The organism is Mesorhizobium sp. ESP-6-2, from assembly GCF_020164675.1.
Lineage (GTDB): Bacteria > Pseudomonadota > Alphaproteobacteria > Rhizobiales > Rhizobiaceae > Mesorhizobium.
Window position 1 is genome coordinate 335,348 of record NZ_JAIUGT010000005.1, and the last position, 21,707, is coordinate 357,054.

Genomic DNA, 21,707 nt, shown 5'->3' on the forward strand with positions numbered 1-21,707 from the left:
AAACCGCCAATCTCCCCCCTCGAGGGGGGAGATTGGCAGCTTCACCGACAACGCTCAGATCATCTCCAGCCCGCGTTTGCGGCTCGGCGGCGGGAAGGCGCGGTCGAGGTCGGCGAGGTCCTCGCCTGTGAGCTCGATGTCGAGCGCCGCGACATTCTGGCGGACATGGTCCTGGCTGCTGGCCTTGGGAATGGCGATGACGCCATCCTGGTGCATCACCCAGGCCAGTGCGATTTGTGCCGCGGTCGCACCGTGGCGGGCGGCGACCGCGTCTAAACTGGCATTGCGCGCCAAGGCGCCCTGCTCGACCGGCGAATAGGCCATCAAAGGGATGCCGCGTTTCCGGCTCCAAGGCGCCAGATCGAACTCAAGGCCGCGCCGGACCAGATTGTAGAGCACCTGGTTGGTCTGGACGTTACCGCCGTCGGGCAGGCCGACCAGCTCTTCCATCTCCCCGGTGTCGAAATTGCTGACGCCCCAGTGGCGGATCTTGCCGGCTTTCTTCAGCGCCTCGAAGGCTTCGACGGTTTCGGCCAGGGGCACGCTGCCTGGCCAATGCAGCAGATAAAGATCGATACGGTCGGTGGCGAGGCGCTTCAGGCTGTTCTCGCAGGCGCGCTGCACACCGGCGCGCGAGGCGTTGGACGGCAGCACCTTCGAGACCAGGAAGACCTCGGCGCGCTGCCCGGCGATGGCTTCCGCCACCACCTCCTCGGCGCCGCCGCTGGCGTACATCTCGGCGGTGTCGATCAGCTTGACGCCGAGATCGAGACCTAGCTTGAGGGCATTCACCTCCTCGGCGCGGCGGCGCGAATCCTCGCCCATCTTCCAAGTGCCTTGGCCGAGAACGGGAACGGCTTCGCCGGAGGGCAGCGTGGTGGTTCTGACGCTCGAGGGCATGGCAGGCTCCAGTTTAGACCGGATCGCGTCACAGTCTGGGGCAATTCCAGGAAAAGTGTGTAGCGGCTTTCCGTCCGGAATTGCGTAAACAAGATTTAGAGCGGGTCGGCGATTCCATCACGCTGAACCGCTCTGGGCGAGAAATCCGGAGGCGTTCTCGCCCGAGCCGCGAAAGCTTACTTCACCGGATGGGCGGCGAGCCAGTCCTGCATCTGCTTGATCTCGGCTTCCTGCGCCGCGATGACGGCCTCGGCCAGCTTGCGGATCTCGGGATCCTTGCCGTTGGCGAGTTCGACCTTGGCCATGTCGATGGCGCCCTGGTGGTGCGGGATCATGCCGCGGACGAAATCGACGTCGGCATTGCCGGTGTATTTGGAGGCCATCATGTCGGCGTGCATCTTGTCCATCGCCGCCTTGTAGCCTGCGGTCGATGGGCCTTCCGCCCCCGTCGCCATGCCGGCCATGTCGTGCTTCATCTCCTCGCTCTGTGCGGGAACGCTTTCGAGGAAGACGGCAACCAGCATTCCAGCCGCCATCAGCAGCAGTACGATTTTCTTGGCCAAGGTCATTGACGGTCTCCTGTTCATTGGGTTTTCGTATTTGGGGGATCGGCTCAAAGTTTCAATGTCCTCAGCCGCAACGCGTTGGCGATCACTGAAACCGAGGACAGGCTCATCGCCGCCGCTGCCAGCATCGGCGACAACAGCGTGCCGGTCAGCGGATAGAGCACGCCGGCCGCGACCGGCACGCCAAGCACATTGTAGAGGAAGGCGAAGAACAGGTTCTGCCTGATATTGCGGATAGTCGCCTGAGCCAGTGTGCGGGCACGCACGATGCCGTTGAGGTCGCCCTTGACCAAAGTGATGCCGGCGCTTTCGACGGCGACATCGGCGCCGGTGCCCATGGCGATACCGACATCGGCGGCGGCCAAGGCCGGTGCGTCGTTGACGCCGTCGCCGGCCATGGCGACGCCGGCGCCCTTGCCGCGCAATTCCTCGACCAGCGCGCCCTTCTGTTCCGGCAACAGGCCGGCGCGGACTTCGTCGATGTCGAGACTCCTGGCGATCGCGTTTGCCGTGCGCTCATTGTCGCCGGTCGCCATGATGATCCTCAAGCCGCTGTCGTGCAGGGCCTTGATCGCCTCGGCGGTGGTCGCCTTGACCGGATCGGCGACGGCGACGATGCCGGCCAATTTCCTGTCCACGACGACGAACATCGCCGTCTTGCCATCGCCTTGCAGCGCCTCGGCCGCGGCCGAAACGGTGGACACGCCGACGCCGAGATCACGCATCATCGCGGCGTTGCCGAGCGCTACATTCCTGCCCGAAACGGCACCGGAAACACCCTTGCCGGTGACCGCCTCAAAGCCGCTGGCTTCGGCGACCCTTACACCGCGGGTCGCGGCGCCTTCGACAATAGCCTCGGCCAGGGGATGCTCCGAGCCCTTCTCCAGGCTCGCGGCGAGGCCCAGCAATTCCTCCTCCGAAAACCCATCGGCGGCTACGACATCCGTCAGTTTCGGCCGGCCTTCGGTCAGTGTCCCCGTCTTGTCGACGATCAGCGTATCGACGGAAGCGAAGCGTTCGAGCGCGGCGGCCTCCTTGATCAGCACGCCGGCGTGGGCGCCACGTCCGGTGGCGGTCATGATCGACATCGGCGTGGCGAGGCCGAGTGCGCAGGGACAGGCAATGATCAACACGGAGACCGCCGAGACGATGGCGAAGATCAGGCTGGGCGAGGGCCCAAAGATCGCCCAGGCGACAAAGGCAGCGATGGCGACCAGAACGACAGCCGGGACGAAGTAGAAGGAAACGCGATCGGCCAACCCTTGTATCGGCGCGCGCGAGCGTTGCGCCTTGGCGACCAGCTCGACGATGCGCGAGAGCGTGGTCTCGGCGCCGATGCGCTCGGCGCGCATGATCAGCGAGCCGTTCTTGTTGAGCGTGCCGCCGGTGAGGGTATCACCTTCGGCTTTCTCGACCGGCAACGGTTCGCCCGTGATCATGGATTCGTCGATGGAAGAGCGGCCTTCGAGCACGGTGCCGTCGACCGGCACGGCATCGCCGGGCCGGATGCGCAGGCGCTCGCCGGCCTTGACGCTGTCCAGCGGCACATCGCTCTCGGAACCGTCCTCTCCTATGCGGCGGGCGGTCTTGGGCGCGAGATCTAGCAAGGCGCGAATCGCCGAGCCGGTCTTTTCGCGGGCGCGCAGTTCCAGCACCTGGCCGAGAAAGACCAGCGCGACGATGACGGCGGCGGCCTCGAAATAAACCGGCACCGCCCCGCCATGGCCGCGGAACTGATGCGGAAAAATGTCCGGGAACAGCGTCGCGACGACGCTGTAGAGATAGGCCGCACCGACGCCGAGCGAAATCAGCGTCCACATGTTCGGGTTGCGGTTGCGGATCGAGTCCCAGCCGCGGTGAAAGAACGGAAATGCTGCCCAAAGCACGACGGGGCTTGCGAGCGCCAGCTCGATCCAGACCTTTGTCCGGTCATCGACCAGCTTCTCGAACGACAGACCGATCATCGGCGCCATGGCGACGATGAGAAGGGGCACCGAGAGCACTGCACTGACCCAGAACCGCCTGGTAAAATCGACCAGTTCGGGATTTGGCCCCTCGTCACCGGTCGGAACGCCCATCGGCTCGAGCGCCATGCCGCAGATCGGACAGGAGCCGGGCTTGTCGCGGATGATCTCGGGATGCATCGGGCAAGTGTATTGCGTGCCCTTCGGCATCGCCTGAGGCGCCGGCCTGTCGCCGAGATAGGTTTGCGGTGCCGCCTCGAACTTCGACTTGCAGCCGGCGGAGCAGAAATAGAAGCCCTGGCGGTCATGGCGCAGAAAATGCTTTGCCGTGGCGCGGTCCACGCTCATGCCGCAGACGGGGTCGGTTGCGGTCAGGTATGCTTCCGGCTCGGCCTGGAATTTCGAACGGCAGCTTTCGCTGCAGAAATGATAGTGACGGCCGCCATGCTCCGATGTCGGCTTGCCGGCGGCTGGATCGACGGTCATGCCGCAGACCGGATCGCGCGTGACGGCGCCAGCATCCACGGCCGCACCTTTTGCCGCGCAGCAACCACCATGCGCGTGATGATCGTGATCTGAATGCGTCATTTCGAATGCCTCTATCAAACTGCTTCGAGCCGGAGGTAGTCCTTCCAGTAACTGGAAGGTCAAGGACTGGTTTGAATTTTATTGTCGCGGGTGTCCACCATGGAAACGCGTCAACCCGCCCCCATACCCAGCGCCGCGGAAACGCGCTATAGACGCCGCCCAAAAGGCAAGGCCAACCGGTACCATGGCGAAAATCTCCCTGAAGCTCGATGAACTGATCGACGGCGACGCCTTGCGCCGCGAGATGACCGCTCTGACGGCGGCCACGGCCGGGGACGGCTCCGGATCGGCGGCCCGCGCCGGGGTTCTCCAGCTTCTCAAGGGCCGGCTCGCCGCGGGCCGAAAGGTCGCCGAGGCCATGCTGAAGCAGGATGGCGGCGGCAATGCCTGCGCCGAGCGGCTGTCGCACCTGATGGATGAGCTGATCCGGGCGCTCTACGATTTCGCCGCGACCCATGTCTACCGGGTGAAAAACCGCTCGGTCGCCGAACGCATGGCCGTCGTCGCGGTCGGTGGTTATGGCCGCGGCACGCTGGCGCCGGGATCCGACATCGACCTTCTGTTCCTGCTGCCCTACAAGCAGACGCCGTGGGGCGAACAGACAGTCGAATACATGCTCTACATGCTGTGGGACCTGGGGCTGAAGGTCGGCCACGCGACCCGCAACATCGAGGAATGCCTGCGGCTGTCGCGCACCGACATCACCATCCGCACCTCGATCCTGGAAGCGCGCTTCCTGTGGGGTGAGCAGAAGCTCTACGACGAACTGATGCTGCGCTTCGACCACGAGGTGGTGCGCACCACCGGACCGGAATATGTGCAGGCCAAGCTCGCCGAACGCGATGAGCGCCATGCCAAGGCCGGCGAAAGCCGCTATCTGGTCGAGCCCAACGTCAAGGACGGCAAGGGCGGCCTGCGCGACCTGCAGACGCTGTTCTGGATCGGCAAGTATTTCTACCGCGTGCGCACCGGCGAGGAGTTGGTCGAGAAGGGCGTCTTCACGCAGGCCGAATACCGCGAATTCCAGAAGGCCGAGGATTTCCTGTGGGCCGTGCGCTGCCACATGCATTTCCTCACCGGCAAGGCCGAGGAGCGGCTGCATTTCGATATCCAGCGCGAGATCGCGGAGCGGCTGGGCTACACCACCCATCCCGGCCTGTCGGCGGTCGAGCGCTTCATGAAGCACTATTTCCTCGTCGCCAAGGATGTCGGCGACCTGACCCGTATCTTCTGCGCCGCGCTCGAAGAGGAGCAGGCCAAGCATGTGCCGGGCTTCAACCGCATCTTTCTCACCTTCCAGCGCCGCAAGCGCAAGCTTGCCGGCACGTCGGATTTCATCGTCGACAACCACCGCATCAACATCGCCGACGACCAGGTGTTCGAGCGCGACCCGGTCAATCTCTTGCGGCTGTTCTGGTTCGCCGACAAGCACGGGCTGGAATTCCACCCCGACGCGCTGAAGCTGCTCACCCGCTCGCTCGGCCTGGTCAACAAGTCGCTGCGGCGCGACGAGGAGGCCAATCGGCTGTTCCTCGACATCCTGACCTCGGACCGCAATGCCGAGCTCAATTTGCGCCGCATGAACGAGGCGGGGCTGCTCGGCCGGCTGATCCCCGATTTCGGCAAGATCGTCGCTATGATGCAGTTCTCGATGTATCACCACTACACGGTCGACGAGCATCTGATCCGCTGCATCGGCGTGCTGGCCGAGATCGAGCGCGGCGACGGCGAGAAGGTGCATCCGCTGTCGCATTCGCTGATGCCGGGACTGAGAAAAAGCCGCGAGGCGCTCTACGTCGCCGTGCTGCTGCACGACATCGCCAAGGGCAGGCCGGAGGACCATTCGGAAGCCGGCGCCCGGATAGCCCGGCGCATCTGCCCGCATATGGGACTTTCGACGGCGGACACGGAAACGGTGGCCTGGCTGGTCGAGAACCATCTGGTCATGTCGATGACGGCGCAGACGCGCGATCTCAACGATCGCAAGACGATCGAGGACTTCGCCTCGATCGTGCAGTCCGTCGAGCGGCTGAAGCTGCTTCTCATCCTCACCGTCTGCGACATCAGGGGCGTCGGACCGGGAGTCTGGAACGGCTGGAAGGGCCAGTTGCTGCGCACGCTGTACTACGAGACCGAACTGCTGCTCACCGGCGGCTTCTCGGAAGTGTCGCGCGCCCAACGCACTTCCGCCGCGCGCGAGCGCCTGGCCGAAGCGCTCGCCGGCTGGCCAGACAAGGTCCGCGAGCGCTATGTCGGCCTGCATTATGAGAACTACCTGCTGACCGTAGACCTGCCGGACCAGCTTCGCCATGCCGAATTCATCCGCGAGGCGGATGCGGCCGGCAACAAGCTTGCCACCATGGTCAAGACGCACCAGTTCGAGGCGGTGACCGAGATCACCGTGCTGGCGCAGGACCATCCGCGCCTGCTGTCGGTGATCGCCGGCGCCTGTGCGGCGGCCGGCGGCAACATCGTCGACGCGCAGATATTCACCACCTCGGACGGCCGCGCGCTGGACACGATCCTGATCTCGAGGGAGTTCGACCGCGACGAGGACGAGCGCCGGCGCGCCGAGCGCGTCGGGCGGCTGATCGAGGACGTGCTGTCGGGCAAGAGCTGGCTGCCGGAGATGATCGAGAAGCGCACCAAGCCCAAGCGCGGCGCCAAGGTCTTCCGGATCGCGCCGCGCGCCGAAATTCGCAACACGCTGTCGAACCGATTTTCGGTGATCGAGGTCGAAGGGCTGGACCGGCCGGGTCTGTTGTCGGAGATCACCGGAACACTGTCCGACCTGTCGCTCGACATCGCGTCAGCCCACATCACCACCTTCGGCGAAAAGGTGATCGACACGTTCTACGTCACCGACCTCACTGGCCAGAAGATCGACAGCCCCTCACGCACCACGACCATCCGCAACAGGCTGACGGCGACGCTCGAGGGCACGGCCTCCGAACGCGGCAGCAGGACCAAGGCGGCCGCCGAGTGAGCGCCACCATCACTTTGTCCCAATCGCGCAGGCAGTCTCCAAACGCATGAGCCTCGTCAAGAAATTCGCAACGGTCGCTTCCGGCACGCTGATGAGCCGCGCGCTCGGTTTCGGCCGCGAGATGCTGATGGCGGCGGCACTGGGCACCGGACCGGTGGCGGACGCCTTCAACGCCGCCTTCCAGTTTCCCAACACCTTTCGCCGGCTGTTCGCCGAAGGCGCCTTCAATGCCGCCTTCGTGCCATTGTTCGCCAAGGAAATCGAGACGCACGGCACCGACGGCGCCAAGCGCTTCTCGGAGGAAGTGTTCGGGGTGCTGTTCACGGCGCTGCTGGCGCTGACCATCGCCATGGAACTGGCGATGCCGCTGATCGTGCGCTACCTGGTGGCGCCGGGTTTCGCCGACACGCCGGGCAAGTTCGAGACGACCGTCACGCTGGCGACGATCATGTTCCCGTATCTCATCTGCATGTCGCTGGCCGCCATGATGGCGGGCATGCTGAACTCGTTGCGCCGCTATTTCGCCGCGGCGGTCGCGCCTGCCTTCCTCAACATCATCCTGATCAGCGTGCTTGGCTATGCCTGGTATCATGGGCTGGATGCGCAGGCCGTCGGCTTCAGCCTGTCCTGGGGCGTTCTGGCGGCGGGCCTCGTGCAGCTCGCCATCGTCTGGGTGGCGGTTCGCAACGCCGGCATCTCGATCGGTTTCCGCCGGCCGAAGATGACGCCGAACGTGAAGCGGCTCCTGATCCTGGCGCTGCCGGCGGCGATCACCGGCGGCATCACCCAGATCAACCAGCTGATCGGCACCGCGATCGCGTCGGCGCAGGACAGCGCCGTCTCCTCGCTCGCCTATGCCGACCGCGTCTACCAGCTGCCGCTTGGCGTGGTCGGCGTCGCCGTTGCGATCGTGCTGTTGCCGGAACTGTCGCGGGCGCTGAAGTCGGGCAATCTGATCGAGGCGGCCAATCTGCAGAACCGCTCGGTCGAATTCACCTTGTTCATGACCTTGCCGGCTGCGGTGGCGCTCTGGGTCATGTCTGAACCGATCGTGCGGCTGGTCTATGAGCGCGGCGCGTTCGCCGCCAACCATTCGACGCCTGTTGTGGCGGCGATCCTGGCGATCTTCGGGCTCGGCCTGCCGGCCTTCGTGCTGATCAAGGCGTTCACCCCGGGCTATTTCGCCCGCGAGGACACGCGCACGCCGATGATCTTCGCCGCCATTTCGGTGGCGGTGAACGTCGCCACCGCGCTGACGCTGTTTCCGAGGATGGGCGCGCCCGGCATCGCCGTGGCCTCGGCGGTGGCCGGCTGGGTCAACGCGCTGATGCTGCTCGGGGTGCTGATCCGGCGCGGCCATTGGGGCCGCGACGTGCCGCTCTTGAAGCGCATTCCGCGTCTGGTGCTGTCGGCGGCGGTGATGGGCGTCGCCCTCTATTTCGCCGAACACTGGCTGAGCGCCAGGCTCGGCTCCGGCTCGCCGCTGGTCGTCAAGGCGACGACGCTGCTGGGGCTGGTGGCCGGCGGGGCGCTGCTCTACTTCGTCACGGCCTTTGCCAGCGGCGGCGCCGATTTCGGCATGATCCGCCGCAATGTGAGGCGCGGCTCGGGCAAGGCGACACCATCAGCCGCAAAGGCCGAGTTGGACGAGTAGGCCGGCTGCAATAGCAGTCTTGATCGCAGCGTCATGTTCGTCCATAAGCGCGCCGTCGCAAGACTTTCGCCGCACGCGGTTTCCAGCCGCGTGATTGGCTCCGAAAAGTCTGCAACTTTTCGGAATCACGCTTATACGGCCCTCCACAAGCCACGAGGAAACCATGTCCGCCTTCAAGCCACTCGTCTTCTCCGGTGTCCAGCCGACCGGCAATCTGCATCTCGGCAACTATCTCGGCGCCATCAAGAAATTCGTCGCTCTGCAGGACACGTCCGACTGCATCTACTGCGTCGTCGACCTGCATTCGCTGACGGCCCAGCTGGTCTATGACGATCTCAGGGACCAGACGCGCTCCATCACGGCGGCATTCCTGGCCTCCGGCATCGATCCGAAGAAGCACATCGTGTTCAACCAGTCGCGGGTCATGCAGCACGCTGAGCTCGCCTGGATCTTCAACTGCGTGGCGCGCATCGGCTGGATGAACAAGATGACGCAGTTCAAGGACAAGGCCGGCAAGGACCGCGAGAACGCCTCGCTGGGACTGCTTGCCTATCCCTCGCTGATGGCGGCCGACATCCTGCTCTACCGCGCCACCCATGTGCCGGTCGGCGAGGACCAGAAGCAGCATCTGGAACTGACGCGCGACATCGCCCAGAAATTCAACAACGACTTCTCGGACCGCATCGCCGGTCTTGGCGTCGGCGTCGAGATGAGGATAGGCGAGGAGACGGTGAACGGCTATTTCCCGATCACCGAGCCGGTCATCGGCGGGCCGGCGGCGCGCATCATGAGCCTGCGCGACGGCTCCAAGAAGATGTCGAAATCGGACCCGTCGGATCTGTCGCGCATCAATCTGACCGACGATGCCGAGGCCATCTCCAAGAAGATCCGCAAGGCCAAGACCGATCCGGAAGCGTTGCCGAGCGAAGTGGATGGCCTCGCCACCCGGCCGGAAGCGGAAAACCTGGTCGGCATTTATGCGGGCCTTGCCGACATATCGAAAGAGGCGGTGCTGAAGGAGTTCGGCGGCCAGCAGTTTTCGGTGTTCAAGCCGGCACTGGCCGACCTGGCAGTCGAAAAACTGGCGCCGGTCGCCGCCGAAATGCGCCGCATTTCCGATGACCGCGCCTATGTCGACGCGGTGCTTAGGGACGGCGGCGAGCGCGCCGGCGTACTGGCGGAAGCGACGATGAAGACGGTTCGCGACATCATCGGGCTGCTGCAGGACTGATCCGCATCGTTATGCCCCGCACCATACCGGCCAAAGACCGGCGGCTTGCCGCCGGTCAGCCGCAGTGGCAGATTGCGGCCGAAATGACATCGAGTAAATAGACATGGTCTCCAAACGCCTCAGCCGCGAAGCCGGACATCGCCGCAAGTTCCTGGCGATCATCGACGATACGCCCGAATGCGAGCGCGCCGTCGCCTACGCCTCGAAGCGGGCGCTGAGCACCAGCGGCGTGCTGGTGCTGCTCTACGTCATCGAACCGGACGATTTCCAGCACTGGCTGGGCGTCGAGAAGATCATGCGCGAGGAGGCGACCGCCACCGCACGTACCGCGCTCGACAGCTACGCCAACAAGGTGCGCCAGAAACTCGGCATCGAACCGGAGATGGTGGTGCGCGAGGGCAAGCCCACCGAAGAGATCCACAAGCTGATCGAGGAAGACCAGGATATCGCCATCCTGGTGCTGGCGGCCGGCGCCGGCAAGGAAGGGCCCGGGCCGCTGGTCGGCGCCGTGGCCGGCAAGGGCGCCGCCTTCCCTATCCCGGTGACCGTGGTGCCGCAAAACCTTTCGGACGAGGAAATCGACAGCCTCGCCTGAAGCCCGCCAGGGATTTCGATCCCCAGCCAGCAAAAACATTCCGCCAGCCAGCCATTCGGGCGATGCGTTTCGCTTGAATGTCCAGCCGATAGAGCTTATTTAGAATTATTCCAAACTATCTGCCCGAGACGGGCACGGAGACGGCCATGTTCATCCAGACCGAATCGACGCCAAACCCGGCGACGCTGAAATTCCTGCCCGGCAAGGAAGTGCTCTTGGAAGGCACCGCCGATTTCCGCGATGCCGGTAGTGCGGCGACGGCCTCGCCGCTGGCCGGCCGGCTGTTCGAAATACCGGGCGTCACCGGCGTCTTCTTCGGCTACGACTTCATCACCGTCACCAAGGACGGCCCCGACTGGCAGCATCTGAAGCCGGCGATCCTGGGCGCCATCATGGAGCATTTCATGTCCGGCGCGCCTGTCATGGCCAATGCCGGCCCGGCCGCGGAGACCAGCCAGACCGGTGAGTTCTACGACAAGGCCGACGAGGAACTCGTCATCACCATCAAGGAGCTGCTTGACACGCGGGTGCGCCCGGCAGTGGCCCAGGATGGCGGCGACATCACCTTCCGCGGCTTCGAGAACGGCACCGTGTTCCTGCACATGAAGGGCGCCTGCGCCGGCTGCCCGTCATCGACGGCGACGCTGAAGCACGGCATCCAGAACCTGCTCCGCCACTTCGTTCCCGAGGTCCAGCAGGTCGAACAGGTCGCCTGACCGCGCGTTCGCCGAGCGCGGCGACGTTTCTCAAATGCAAGCAACAAAAAACCGGGCCGAATTGCCCGGTTTTTTGTTGGGGACGTCCGTTGTTGCCTGGACGGTCCGCGTACGAACGGTTTTGACCATGAACCTCGCGGTCACGGTCAGAGAACGATGACCTTGGCGCCGACCTCGGCGCGGTCGTAAAGGTCGATGATGTCCTGGTTCATCAGCCGGATGCAGCCCGACGACATCGCCTTGCCGATCGAGTTCCATTCCGGGCTGCCATGCAGGCGATAGCCCATGTCACCGCCCTTGTTGAACAGGTACAGCGCGCGCGCGCCGAGCGGGTTCTTCAGGCCCGGCTCCATGCCGCCGGCGAACTTGGCGAGTTCTGGCTGGCGCTTGATCATCTGAGACGGCGGCGTCCAGGTCGGCCATTCGCGCTTGATGGCGACACGGGCGGTGCCATGCCACTCGAAGCCCTCGCGGCCGACGCCGATGCCGTAGCGAATTGCCCGGCCGTCACCCTCGACGAAGTAGAGGAACTTGTTCTGCGTATCGACGATGATGGTGCCCGGCTTTTCCTTGGTGTCGTAGTTCACCTCCTGCCGGTGATACTTCGCGGGCACCTTTTCGATCGGGATGCGCGGCAGCTGGTAGCCGGCGTCGGTCACCGCGCCATAGTCGTTGGAGAATATCTGCCCGCCAATGGTGCTGCAACCGGCGAGTGCGGTGGACAGCGCCAGTGCGGCAATGACTGCAAGCGACTTCATGCGCATGAGGTGATCCGTGCCCCGCCAAACATCCGCGGCACGAGTCGGCCGCTTTCTTGCCATCATTCATGCTGGCATTTGCTTTGCTTGCCAAGTACGCGATGCCTATATGCAAGACCTCACCTGCCGGTAAGCCAGCAACTGCGGCATTTCGGCAACAGCCTTCACCGGATTGTGAAGGAAATTCAATGGCCATGACTCTCGGGCCAGCAGGAATCGAGGAACAACCATGAATGTCGGCGACGCCGCCCAGCGTTCCGGTCTGCCAGCCAAGACCATCCGCTACTATGAGGAAATCGGCCTGATAGCGCCTGCGCGTGCCGGCAACGGCTATCGCGACTATTCGGGCGACGACATCCATCGGCTGACCTTCCTGCGCCGTGCCCGCAACCTGGGCTTTTCCATCGACGATTGCCGCCAGCTGATGGCGCTCTACCAGGACCGCGGCCGCGCCAGCCACGACGTGCGCGAGATCGCCACCGCCCATGTCAGGGCGATCGAGGAGAAGGTGCGCGAGCTGCAGTCGATGCGATCGACCCTGCAGAAGCTCGTCCAGGCCTGCCATGGCGACGACCGGCCGGACTGCCCGATCATCGATGACATTGCGGGAACCGCGCCGCTCGGCGATAAAGCCGCCACGGTCGCATAGATCCGTGCTGGTCGAAGGCACCGAAGCCTCTCGACTACGGGGGGAGGATGCCGATGGTCTCGATGACTGTCGAACTGCGCAATGTCGAAGGTACCGAAGCCGCCATGGGCTGGGCCGGCGGCCACACGATCGTCGTCGACCGACCCGAGGGCAAGGCCGGCGGCATGGGCCTGGGCTTCAATGGCGGCCAATTGCTGGCGCTGGCGATTGGCGGCTGCTTCTGCAACGACCTTCGCTATGTAGCCGACGAGATCGGCGTGAAACTCGGCAGGATCGCCGTCTCGGTGAGGCTTGACCTCGACGGCAAGCCCTTGCTGGCGGCCGCGGCAAGGATGACGGTTTCCTGCGAGACTTTGGATGGGTCCGATCCCCAAAGGATCATTGACCGTGCCAGCATGGTTTCGACGGTCAGCAACTCGTTGCGCCAGGGCGTGCCGGTTACGATCGAGAGGACGGGGCCTGGTCGCTCATGAACGCGGGACTTATCCCGCGCGGTAAGGTCGTCCCGCCACGTTCACTCATCACGGAAAGTGAAGGTGACCATACGGTACGGTTCTGATCATTGGATGCCTTCCGTCGATGAAGGTTCTCCGTGCCTGCTCATGCGATCGAGCACCCATTGATTCGGGTGGCCACCAAATGAGCGATACGGGTTCAAATCGTGAACAAAATCTGGCATGGTCCCGTCATGCCAATCATCTCACCGATTCCCCTGAACCCGCTCATCGACGGTCGCCAGTCCGAACGCGCCATGCTGGTGCGGCGCGGGGTACAGCGGCTGCTCCGCGAAATGGGTGCGCACGTGCTGCCCGAACTGTCGCTGGCGACCGGCCGCCGCGCCGACCTTGTCGCGCTGACCCGCCAGGGCGACATCTGGATCATCGAGATCAAATCCTCGATCGAGGATTTTCGCGTCGACCGCAAATGGCCCGACTACCGGCTGCACTCCGACCGCTTTTTCTTCGCCACCCATCCCGGCGTGCCGGCGGAGATTTTTCCCGAAGAATGCGGCTTCATCCTCTCCGACGGCTATGGCGCCGAGATTTTGCGCGAGGCGCCCGAGCACCGCATGGCGGCGGCGACGCGCAAGGCGCTGATGCTGCGCATCGCGCGGGCCGGCGCCGCGCGGCTGCTGGCGGCGGAACTCGCCGGAGTGGCCGTGCCGGCGTTGGAGGGGGAGAGCGAATAGGCTGCCTCACAGGACCTGCGCCTGTGGACCGCCCTACTCCTCGCCCTCATCCGCCCCACTCGCCGCCGGCGCCATCAGCAGGACCGCCGCTCCGAGCAGCGCCGCGACCAGGGAGCCGGCGAGAATGCCGACCTTGACGGCGTCCTGCAGCGCCACGTCGCTGGCGAAGGCGAGCAGGCCGATGAACAGGCTCATGGTGAAGCCGATGCCGCACAGCAGCGAGATGCCGATCATATGCAGCCAGCCGGCATTGGCAGGCAGGTCGGCGAGACCGAAGCGGATGGCGAGCGCGGAGGAGCCGAACACGCCGACCAGCTTGCCGACGACGAGGCCGGCGGCGACGCCGAGCGTCAGCGGCTCGAACAGCGCGCCGACGCTGAGGCCCGCCAGCGAAACGCCGGCATTGGCGAAGCCGAAGATGGGAATGACGACGAAGGGCACTATTGCGTGCAGGCCGTGCTCGAGCCGGTGCAGCGGCGAGTGGTCGAGATCGTGTTCGATGCCGGCGGTGCGTTCGAGCGGAATGGTCAGCGCCAGCGCCACGCCGGCAAGCGTGGCATGCACGCCCGACTTCAGCACCAGCACCCACAGGATCGCACCGAGCACGAGGTAGGGCACGAGGCTCATCACCCGCATGCGGTTGAGCACGACAAGCGCGGCGATGACCGCGAAGGCGGCGCCCAAATAGGCAAGCGACAGGCCGCTCGTATAGAAGATCGCGATGATGACGACCGCGCCGAGATCGTCGATGATGGCAAGGGCGGTGAGAAAGATCTTCAGCGAGGCCGGCACGCGGCTGCCAAGCAGCGATAGCACACCGAGCGCGAAGGCGATGTCGGTGGCGGTCGGGATCGCCCAACCGGACAGCGCGCCCGCATTGTCACGGTTGATGGCGACATAGGCCAGCGCCGGCACCACCATGCCGCCGGCCGCCGCGATGCCGGGCAGCACCCTGCGCGGCCAGGTCGAGAGCTGGCCGTCCAGCATCTCGCGCTTGATCTCCAGGCCGACGAGCAGGAAGAATACCGCCATCAGCCCGTCATTGACCCAATGCGACACGCTGAGCGGGCCGAGATAGGCGTGGAGGACGGCAAAATAGGTTCCGGAGAGCGGTGAGTTGGCGACGATCAAGGCCAATGCCGCCGCTACCATCAGCATGATGCCGCCGGCCGCCTCGCTGTCGAGAAATTCGCGCAAGACGGAAACCGGCCGCTGTTTCAAGTCCCGCATGTCACCCTCCATTGCCTTTCCAAACGCTGGCGCTGCCCCTCACCTGCCTGCCGGCATCCTCTCCCCGTATAGTGACGGCGAGAGGGGCGCTCTTCGCCGGTTTCGCCAATCACCGGCGTTACGGAATGGGCGCCAGCGCTGCGGCCAGCCTCTTTCTCCCCGTCACTATACGGGGAGAAATGCCCGGCAGGGCAATGAGGGGCGGGGCCGAGTTCGACAATGGATGCTCCCCCGTAAGCAGAAACCGGTCCGAAGGAATTGCTCAGCGCGCGCACTCCTAGCGCGGCGCGCGCTTGGCCAGGATGCGCTGTAGGGTGCGGCGATGCATGTTGAGGCGGCGCGCGGTCTCGGAGACGTTGCGCTCGCACATTTCATAGACACGCTGGATGTGCTCCCAGCGCACGCGGTCGGCCGACATCGGATTTTCCGGGGGTGCGGCGCGCTCGCCGGCCGTGCGGGTGAGCGCGGCAAAGACGTCGTCGGCGTCGGCCGGCTTCGACAGATAGTCGACGGCGCCGAGCTTCACCGCCGTCACCGCGGTGGCGATGTTGCCATAGCCGGTCAGGATGATCGCGCGGGAATCCTCGCGCTTCTCACGGATGGCGGCCACGACGTCGAGGCCGTTGCCGTCGCCAAGCCGCATGTCGACCACCGCGTAGGCGGGCGGATTGGCGCGTGCCTTGCCGACGGCCTCCTCGACGCTCTCGGCCGTTTCGACCACGAACCCCCTGGTTTCCATGGCGCGGGCCAGACGGGTCAGGAACGGTTTGTCGTCATCGACGATCAGAAGCGAGGTGTCCTCGCCCTCAACCATTGCGCCACTGTTTTCATCGCCTGTCATCGTCTTGAAATTCCTGCTGCCTTAATTTTACGCAGATATAGTTTTGCGTGGCGATTGTCCAATTTACGCGGTGTCAAACATCGTCGCGGGCGCCGATTCCGGGTTCAGGAAAACATTTCTCGGCCATGAAATCCGCACCATGGCCCCTTCGCCCAGTCCGCTCGAATTGCGAAAGTCGAGCGTGGCGCCCGATCGTTCGAGCAATGTCTTGGCGATGAACAGGCCCAGCCCCAGTCCGCCGCCGGCCTCCGTGCCCTGGCGTGTCGACATATAGGGTTCGCCGATGCGATCGATGATCTCGGGCGGAAAGCCGGGACCGTCATCGATGATCGAGAAGGTGACGGTGGCCTCGTCCCAGCTCCAGCGCACGGTGACGCTCTCGCGGGCGAAATCGACGGCGTTCTCCACTAAATTGCCAAGGCCGTAGATGACGCCGGGATTGCGGCGCCCGACCGGCTCGGGGCCGCTGCGCTCGCCCGGCCTGAGCTTGATCGAGATGCCGAAGTCGCGGTGCGGCGCGGTGACCTCCTCGACCAGCGAGGTCAGCGGCAGGCGGGACAGATGCGCCTCGCCCTCGGACGACAGGCTGGTCAGGCGCTTGAGTATCTCGCGGCAACGCTCGCTCTGGGAGCGCAGCAGCGTCACATCCTCCCCGTATTTGGCGTCCTTGCCGAGCGCCTTCTCCATCTCCTTGGCGACAAGCGTGATGGTGGCGAGCGGCGTGCCGAGCTCATGCGCGGCGGCGGCGGCCAGCCCGTCGAGCGCCGAAAGATGCTGCTCGCGCTGGAGCACCAGTTCGGTGGCGGCGAGCGCATTGGCCAGGAGGCGGGCTTCCGCGGCCACGCGGAACGCGTAAATGGCGGTGAAGGCGATCGAAGACAGCACCGCCATCCATATGCCGGCAACATAGATGAAGGGCATCGCCAGCGGCGCGCCTTCATGCCAGGGCAATGGCAAGTGGAAAAAGACCAGCAAGGTCGCAGCCGTCATCACCAGCCCCCCAAGCACCGCGGTCAGGCGCAAGGGCAGCGACGTCGCCGAAATAACCACGGGCACGGTCATCAGCAGCGAGAACGGATTGGTTAGCCCGCCGGTCATGTAGAGCAGGCCGGCAAGCTGGAGGCTGTCGAAGATCAGGATGCCGAAGGCCGCGAACGGTGTGAGCCGATGCGCGGCCGGGAACCGGAAGGCAAGAAACAGGTTCATCCAGGCCGAGCAGGCGATCAGGGCAAAGCAGAGGCTGACCGGCAGCGGGAATTTCAGGCCATAGGCGACGAAAAGCACCGTCACGCTCTGGCCGACAATGGCAAGCCAGCGCAGCCGGATCAGCGTGTTGAGGCGCAGTCTCTGGCTCTGCTGGAAATCGGGAGAACGCAACACGTTGATCATGGCCATGAAATACAGCCGCGGGACGGCGAGCGCTAGGTGGTGCTGCACCGTGATCGAAGGGGCGAAGCTTCCCCGATTTCGTCATCCCAGGGCGGAGCAGCCGCGCAGCGGCGCGAAGACCCTGGGATCCATGCCGCGAGCTTGGCCGGAGAGTGCGGCGGAGAAGAATTTCTGCACCGCAGCAGCACGCGGAAGTCTCGGCATGGATCCTCGGGTCTGCGCTGCGTCGCCACGCTCCTTGCTCCGCCCGTGGATGACGAAGCGATGGCGTTTGCGCCAATCGGCAAGCAACTACGTCCCGCGCGGCTTGGCGCGGCTGGTGGCGGCGGCGAGCAGAGGATTTTCCGGCCATACATGCTTGGGGTAGCGACCGCGCATGTCGGCGCGCACATCGGCCCAGGAGCCGCGCCAGAAGCCGGGCAGGTCGCGCGTCGTCTGGATCGGCCGGTGCGCGGGCGACAGCAGTTCGAGCGTCAGGGGCACGGTGCCGCCGGCGATTGCAGGGTGCCGGTCGAGGCCGAACAGTTCCTGGACGCGGACGGCCAAAACGGGCCATTCCCCGTCATAGCGGATCGGCACGCGGCTGCCGGACGGGACGTCGAAATGTGTCGGCGCAAGCACGTCAATCCGGCGCTGCAAATCGTGCGGTACAAGCGCCGTCAGCCCGGCCGAGATAACACCCGGATCGATGGCGGCGAAGGATGCCGCGCCGGAGAGGAACGGCAGCAACCAGTCGTCGAGGCGATCGAGAAGTGCCGTATCCGACATATCGGGCCACGGCGTCCCAAGTCCGCGGTGCAGCCACGACAGACGCTGGCGCAGCGTCTCGGCCTCCTTGCTCCAGCTCAGCAGCGAAAGTCCATGTTCGCGCAACGCGTCAAGCATGGCGCGGTCGGCCTCGCTGCCGGTTGGCGGAGGCAGCACGCGCTCGGCGAGCGTGATGGCGCCCAGGCGCACGGTTTCGCGCACGCGCACGGCCCGGCGCTCGCGATCGAAGCTGGTTTGCCTGCGTGTTTCGATCCTGTCCGCCAGTGCTGAACGGATATCGTCCTCGCTGATCGCCGCCGCCGCCGCGATGCGTGCATTCTGCGCCTTGCCCTGCAGGTCGGCGACAACCAGAAACGGCTCGCCGGCAAGCGGATCGGCAGCGTCGAGCATGGCACCGGAGCCGTTGGCCAGCACGAAACGCCCGCGCTCGCCGCGCGCCTTGGCGACACGATCGGGCCAGGCATGGATGAGGAGAGGACCAGCGGAAACGGCTTCGCTGTTTTTCGCTCCGCCCAGCTGCCTCGCCAGCCGCTCGGCGAGTTGCCGCGTGGCGGTGGCGCGCGGCGATCTTTCCTGGCGAAAGCGCATCAGCCGGCGTTCGAGATCGGCGCCGTCACCGCCCAGCCCGCGCTCGGTCAGCAGAACCGCGAGCATGGCCGCCTCGCCGGCATGGCCGCCGCGGGCCGCCTCGGCGACCATGTGCGCCAGCCGCACCGGCAGGGCGAGCTTGCGCATCGCGGCGCCCGCTTCCGTCAGCCGCCCCGCCTCGTCGATGGCATCGAGCGCGCGGAGCAGCGCCCTTGCCTCGTTGAGCGCCGGCGCCGGCGGCGGATCGAGGAAGGCGAGGCTCGTCGGATCGGCAACGCCGAAGGCGGCGCAGTCGAGCAGCAGGCCGGAAAGGTCGGCCTCGAGGATTTCCGGCGGGGTGAAGGCGGGAAGTGCTGAAGTCTGCTCGGCCCGCCACAACCGGATGGCGACACCGGGTTGCGTGCGCCCGGCACGGCCGGCGCGCTGGTCGGCGGAGGCCTTGCTGACGCGCACCGTCTCCAGCCGCGTCAGACCGCTGGCCGGCTCGTAGCGCGGCAGCCGCGACAGGCCGGAATCGATGACGACCCGCACGCCGTCGATGGTGATGGAGGTCTCGGCGATCGACGTGGCCAGCACCACCTTGCGGCGGCGCGTTGGCGCCGGCCTGATCGCCGCGTCCTGCGCCTTGCCGTCGAGCATGCCGTAGAGCGGCACGATATCGGTGTCGGCGCCGACCTTGCCGGCCAGCCGCTGGGCGGTGCGCTCGATCTCGCGCTGGCCGGGCAGGAAGGCAAGCACGCTGCCGCTTTCGTCGGCAAGAGCGTCGCGGATCCCCTTGGCCATGGCATCTTCGATTGCGATACCGGGCGGCCGTTCGTCGTAGCGGATGTCGACGGGAAAGGCACGGCCTTCGCTTTGGATCACCGGCGCACCCGACAACAGCTTCGCGACACGGGCGCCGTCCAGCGTCGCCGACATGACCAGCAGACGCAGGTCCGGCCGCAGCGCGCCTTGCACGTCGAGCGCCAAAGCGAGGCCGAAATCGCCGTCGAGCGAGCGCTCGTGGAATTCGTCGAAGATCACGGCCGAGATTCCGGGCAGTTCGGGATCGTCAAGGATCATCCGCGCCAGCACACCTTCGGTGACGACCAGTATTCTTGTCCGGGCCGAAGTGCGGTTCTCCATGCGCATGGCATAGCCGACCGTGGCGCCGGGTTCCTCGCCCAGAAGTTCGGCCATGCGGCGGGCGGCGGCGCGGGCGGCGAGCCGGCGCGGCTCCAGCAACACGATCTTGCCCGTGCCCAGCCATGGCGCATCGAGCAGCGCCAGCGGCACCAGCGTCGTCTTGCCGGCGCCTGGCGGCGCGACCAGCACGGCGCTTTTGCCGGAGCCGAGCGCCTCGCCCAACGCCGGCAGCACGGCGGATACCGGAAGCTCCGGCAAGGGTTTTGTCGTCATCAGGCCCGCATATCAGCGCTCATGGTCGCCATGCAACCGTCGCCAGATCAAAGCCGGGTGCGCGAAAACGGGTTCCAGCGCACCGTGCCCAACCGCACTTGCTCGCGTACCATGGTGAGCAGGCCGGACCCGCCGACGACCGCGAGGCCGACCAGCGACAGCCAGTCGGGATATTCCCGGAAGAACAGCGCACCGAGGATGACCGCCCAGACCATCTGCGAATAATGCGTCGGCGCGATCCGGTTGGCGGGCGCGTATTTGACGGCCAGCAGCTGCAGCAACTGCCCGCAAGCGGTGAAGGCGCCGGCCATTATCAGCCATGCAAGCTGCCTTGCGTCGGGAAGCGTGAACGAGGTGGCGGCGATGCCGGTGCCGTTGAACAACAGGCCGTAGCCGATCAGCACGCCGAGCATGGTCGTGCGCTTTTCCTGCTTTGCCAGCGAGCGCATCAGGATGACGCTCGCGGCAGCGAGGAAGGCAACGCCGAAAGCGGCGAGGTGTCCAAGATTGAGTTCGCGAAAACCCGGTCTCACCACCAGCATGACGCCGGCAAAGCCGGCGACCACCGCAAGCCAGCGCCACGGCCCGACCTTTTCCTTGAGGACGACCGTGGAGAGGATGGTGACGCAGAGCGGCGCCAGGAAGACGAGCGCGTAGACTTCGGCCAGCGGAATGGTGGTGAAGGCATAGACGCTGAGCACGCCCGAGGCGATACCCGCCCAGGCGCGCGCCTGCACCGCCCAGGGTCGTTTGGTGCGCCAGAAATCACGCCAACGCTCGTCCGCCGGCCGGGTGAAGAAGAGAAAACAGCCGGCAAACAATATCGAGAAGAAACCGATCTCGAACACCGTGAACTGCCCGCCCAGGCTTTTGACAATGGCGTCGCTGCCCGAATAGCTTGCATAGGCGATCAGGGCGAGCAGGATTCCGTTCGTCACGTTTTTCCATTTCCGGGGAGAGAAGCGTTGAAAATACTGGCGCTCGGCGCGCATTCAGACGACATCGAGATATTCATGTTCGGTACGATGGCGGCCTATGCGGCGCAAGGCGCAGAACTGACTTTTGCCGTGGCCACGGATGGTGCCAGGGGCGGCAAGAGCGATCCCGCGGTTCTCGCCCGTGTCCGTCGCGAGGAGGCAACGGCCGCGGCCGCGCTGCTCGGGGCAGCGCCGCGCTTCCTCGACTTTCCCGACGGCGGGCTGGTGGCGGATGCCGCGCTGATCGGCGCGCTGAAGACGCTGATTGGCGAAACTGGACCGGATCTGGTGATCACACATGCGCCCAACGACTATCACGCCGACCACCGCGCGCTGTCGGATGCCGTGCGCATCGCGGCCTCGTTCGCCGTGCCGGTGCTGCATGCCGACACGATGGGCGGCACCGGATTCTCCCCGACCCACTATGTCGACATATCAGCCCGGGCCGAGATCAAGGCCAAGGCGATCCGCCTGCACCAGTCGCAGGACCCGGAGCGCTTCGTCGACATCGCCCGCACGCAGAATTTTTTCCGCGCGGGCCAGTGCAACGGCGCGCCGGGATCACAGGCGGAAGCCTTCCGCTTCGAGCCGATGTTTCCCTTCGCCGACATTCGCGACCTGCTGCCGCCGGCGCCGCCGATCCGGCCGGTGATGGTGAGCACAAAAAGGATCGACTGACCCGGAAGACGGCTGCTCGATCGCGGTGACCATGCCCGACGA

The 21,707-nt window shown here is 65.4% G+C and carries 18 protein-coding genes; 9 read left to right on the forward strand and 9 right to left on the reverse strand.

Annotated features, from left to right (window positions below; translation table 11 throughout):
- Nucleotides 1-54: 54 nt before the first annotated feature.
- From LB532_RS16505 to LB532_RS16515, 3 genes are all read right to left on the reverse strand, one after another.
- Nucleotides 55-900 (reverse strand): aldo/keto reductase, encoded by an 846-nt coding sequence (locus tag LB532_RS16505; RefSeq protein ID WP_140643646.1) that lies wholly within the window; start codon nt 898-900, stop codon nt 55-57.
- Between the two features lie 176 nt (nt 901-1,076).
- Nucleotides 1,077-1,469, reverse strand: coding sequence for a DUF305 domain-containing protein (locus tag LB532_RS16510; protein ID WP_140643648.1), 393 nt, complete (start codon nt 1,467-1,469; stop codon nt 1,077-1,079).
- Between the two features lie 44 nt (nt 1,470-1,513).
- Nucleotides 1,514-4,018 carry a heavy metal translocating P-type ATPase gene (locus LB532_RS16515; RefSeq protein ID WP_140643649.1) on the reverse strand — a complete coding sequence of 835 codons (2,505 nt, stop codon included), beginning with the start codon at nt 4,016-4,018 and terminating at the stop codon, nt 1,514-1,516.
- A gap of 184 nt (nt 4,019-4,202) precedes the next feature.
- Between LB532_RS16515 and LB532_RS16520 the strand changes: the two genes are divergently transcribed.
- From LB532_RS16520 to LB532_RS16540, 5 genes are all read left to right on the forward strand, one after another.
- A complete protein-coding gene (locus tag LB532_RS16520; protein ID WP_140643651.1) occupies nt 4,203-7,004 on the forward strand; it encodes a [protein-PII] uridylyltransferase in 2,802 nt (933 codons plus the stop codon).
- Nucleotides 7,005-7,050: 46 nt separating this feature from the next.
- Nucleotides 7,051-8,658 (forward strand): murein biosynthesis integral membrane protein MurJ, encoded by a 1,608-nt coding sequence (murJ, locus tag LB532_RS16525; protein ID WP_140643652.1) that lies wholly within the window; start codon nt 7,051-7,053, stop codon nt 8,656-8,658.
- 163 nt (nt 8,659-8,821) lie between these two features.
- Entirely contained in the window at nt 8,822-9,889 is a 1,068-nt protein-coding gene (gene trpS, locus LB532_RS16530; protein ID WP_140643654.1) for a tryptophan--tRNA ligase, read from the forward strand.
- 103 nt (nt 9,890-9,992) lie between these two features.
- A complete protein-coding gene (locus tag LB532_RS16535; protein WP_140497131.1) occupies nt 9,993-10,484 on the forward strand; it encodes a universal stress protein in 492 nt (163 codons plus the stop codon).
- Nucleotides 10,485-10,630: 146 nt separating this feature from the next.
- Entirely contained in the window at nt 10,631-11,200 is a 570-nt protein-coding gene (locus LB532_RS16540; RefSeq protein WP_140643656.1) for a NifU family protein, read from the forward strand.
- Between the two features lie 146 nt (nt 11,201-11,346).
- Here LB532_RS16540 and LB532_RS16545 read toward each other — a convergent pair whose 3' ends face one another.
- Nucleotides 11,347-11,964, reverse strand: a complete 618-nt coding sequence (locus LB532_RS16545; RefSeq protein ID WP_140643658.1) for a L,D-transpeptidase — start codon at nt 11,962-11,964, stop codon at nt 11,347-11,349.
- 223 nt (nt 11,965-12,187) lie between these two features.
- On the opposite strand from LB532_RS16545, the gene cueR reads away from it, so the two are divergent.
- The 3 genes from cueR to LB532_RS16560 all read left to right on the forward strand — a co-directional run bounded on the left by cueR (nt 12,188) and on the right by LB532_RS16560 (nt 13,796).
- A complete protein-coding gene (gene cueR / locus LB532_RS16550) occupies nt 12,188-12,607 on the forward strand; it encodes a Cu(I)-responsive transcriptional regulator (RefSeq protein WP_140643659.1) in 420 nt (139 codons plus the stop codon).
- Nucleotides 12,608-12,660: 53 nt separating this feature from the next.
- A complete protein-coding gene (locus LB532_RS16555) occupies nt 12,661-13,080 on the forward strand; it encodes an OsmC family protein (protein ID WP_140643661.1) in 420 nt (139 codons plus the stop codon).
- A gap of 215 nt (nt 13,081-13,295) precedes the next feature.
- Entirely contained in the window at nt 13,296-13,796 is a 501-nt protein-coding gene (locus LB532_RS16560; RefSeq protein WP_140550491.1) for an MmcB family DNA repair protein, read from the forward strand.
- 33 nt (nt 13,797-13,829) lie between these two features.
- On the opposite strand, the gene nhaA is transcribed toward LB532_RS16560, so the two are convergent.
- The 5 genes from nhaA to LB532_RS16585 all read right to left on the reverse strand — a co-directional run bounded on the left by nhaA (nt 13,830) and on the right by LB532_RS16585 (nt 20,948).
- Nucleotides 13,830-15,026, reverse strand: coding sequence for a Na+/H+ antiporter NhaA (nhaA, locus tag LB532_RS16565; RefSeq protein ID WP_140643662.1), 1,197 nt, complete (start codon nt 15,024-15,026; stop codon nt 13,830-13,832).
- Between the two features lie 277 nt (nt 15,027-15,303).
- The gene (locus LB532_RS16570; RefSeq protein ID WP_140497143.1) at nt 15,304-15,867 is read right to left on the reverse strand and encodes an ActR/PrrA/RegA family redox response regulator transcription factor; all 564 of its coding nucleotides are present in this window, start codon (nt 15,865-15,867) and stop codon (nt 15,304-15,306) included.
- A gap of 63 nt (nt 15,868-15,930) precedes the next feature.
- Nucleotides 15,931-17,262: an ActS/PrrB/RegB family redox-sensitive histidine kinase gene (locus LB532_RS16575; protein ID WP_140643664.1), complete on the reverse strand. Its 1,332-nt coding sequence runs from the start codon at nt 17,260-17,262 to the stop codon at nt 15,931-15,933.
- A gap of 285 nt (nt 17,263-17,547) precedes the next feature.
- Nucleotides 17,548-20,010: an ATP-dependent helicase HrpB gene (gene hrpB / locus LB532_RS16580; protein WP_140643666.1), complete on the reverse strand. Its 2,463-nt coding sequence runs from the start codon at nt 20,008-20,010 to the stop codon at nt 17,548-17,550.
- Between the two features lie 47 nt (nt 20,011-20,057).
- Entirely contained in the window at nt 20,058-20,948 is an 891-nt protein-coding gene (locus LB532_RS16585) for a DMT family transporter (protein ID WP_140643668.1), read from the reverse strand.
- A gap of 27 nt (nt 20,949-20,975) precedes the next feature.
- Between LB532_RS16585 and LB532_RS16590 the strand changes: the two genes are divergently transcribed.
- On the forward strand, nt 20,976-21,665 hold the full coding sequence (locus tag LB532_RS16590) for a PIG-L deacetylase family protein (protein ID WP_140643669.1): 690 nt from the start codon (nt 20,976-20,978) through the stop codon (nt 21,663-21,665).
- The last annotated feature ends 42 nt before the right edge of the window (nt 21,666-21,707 follow it).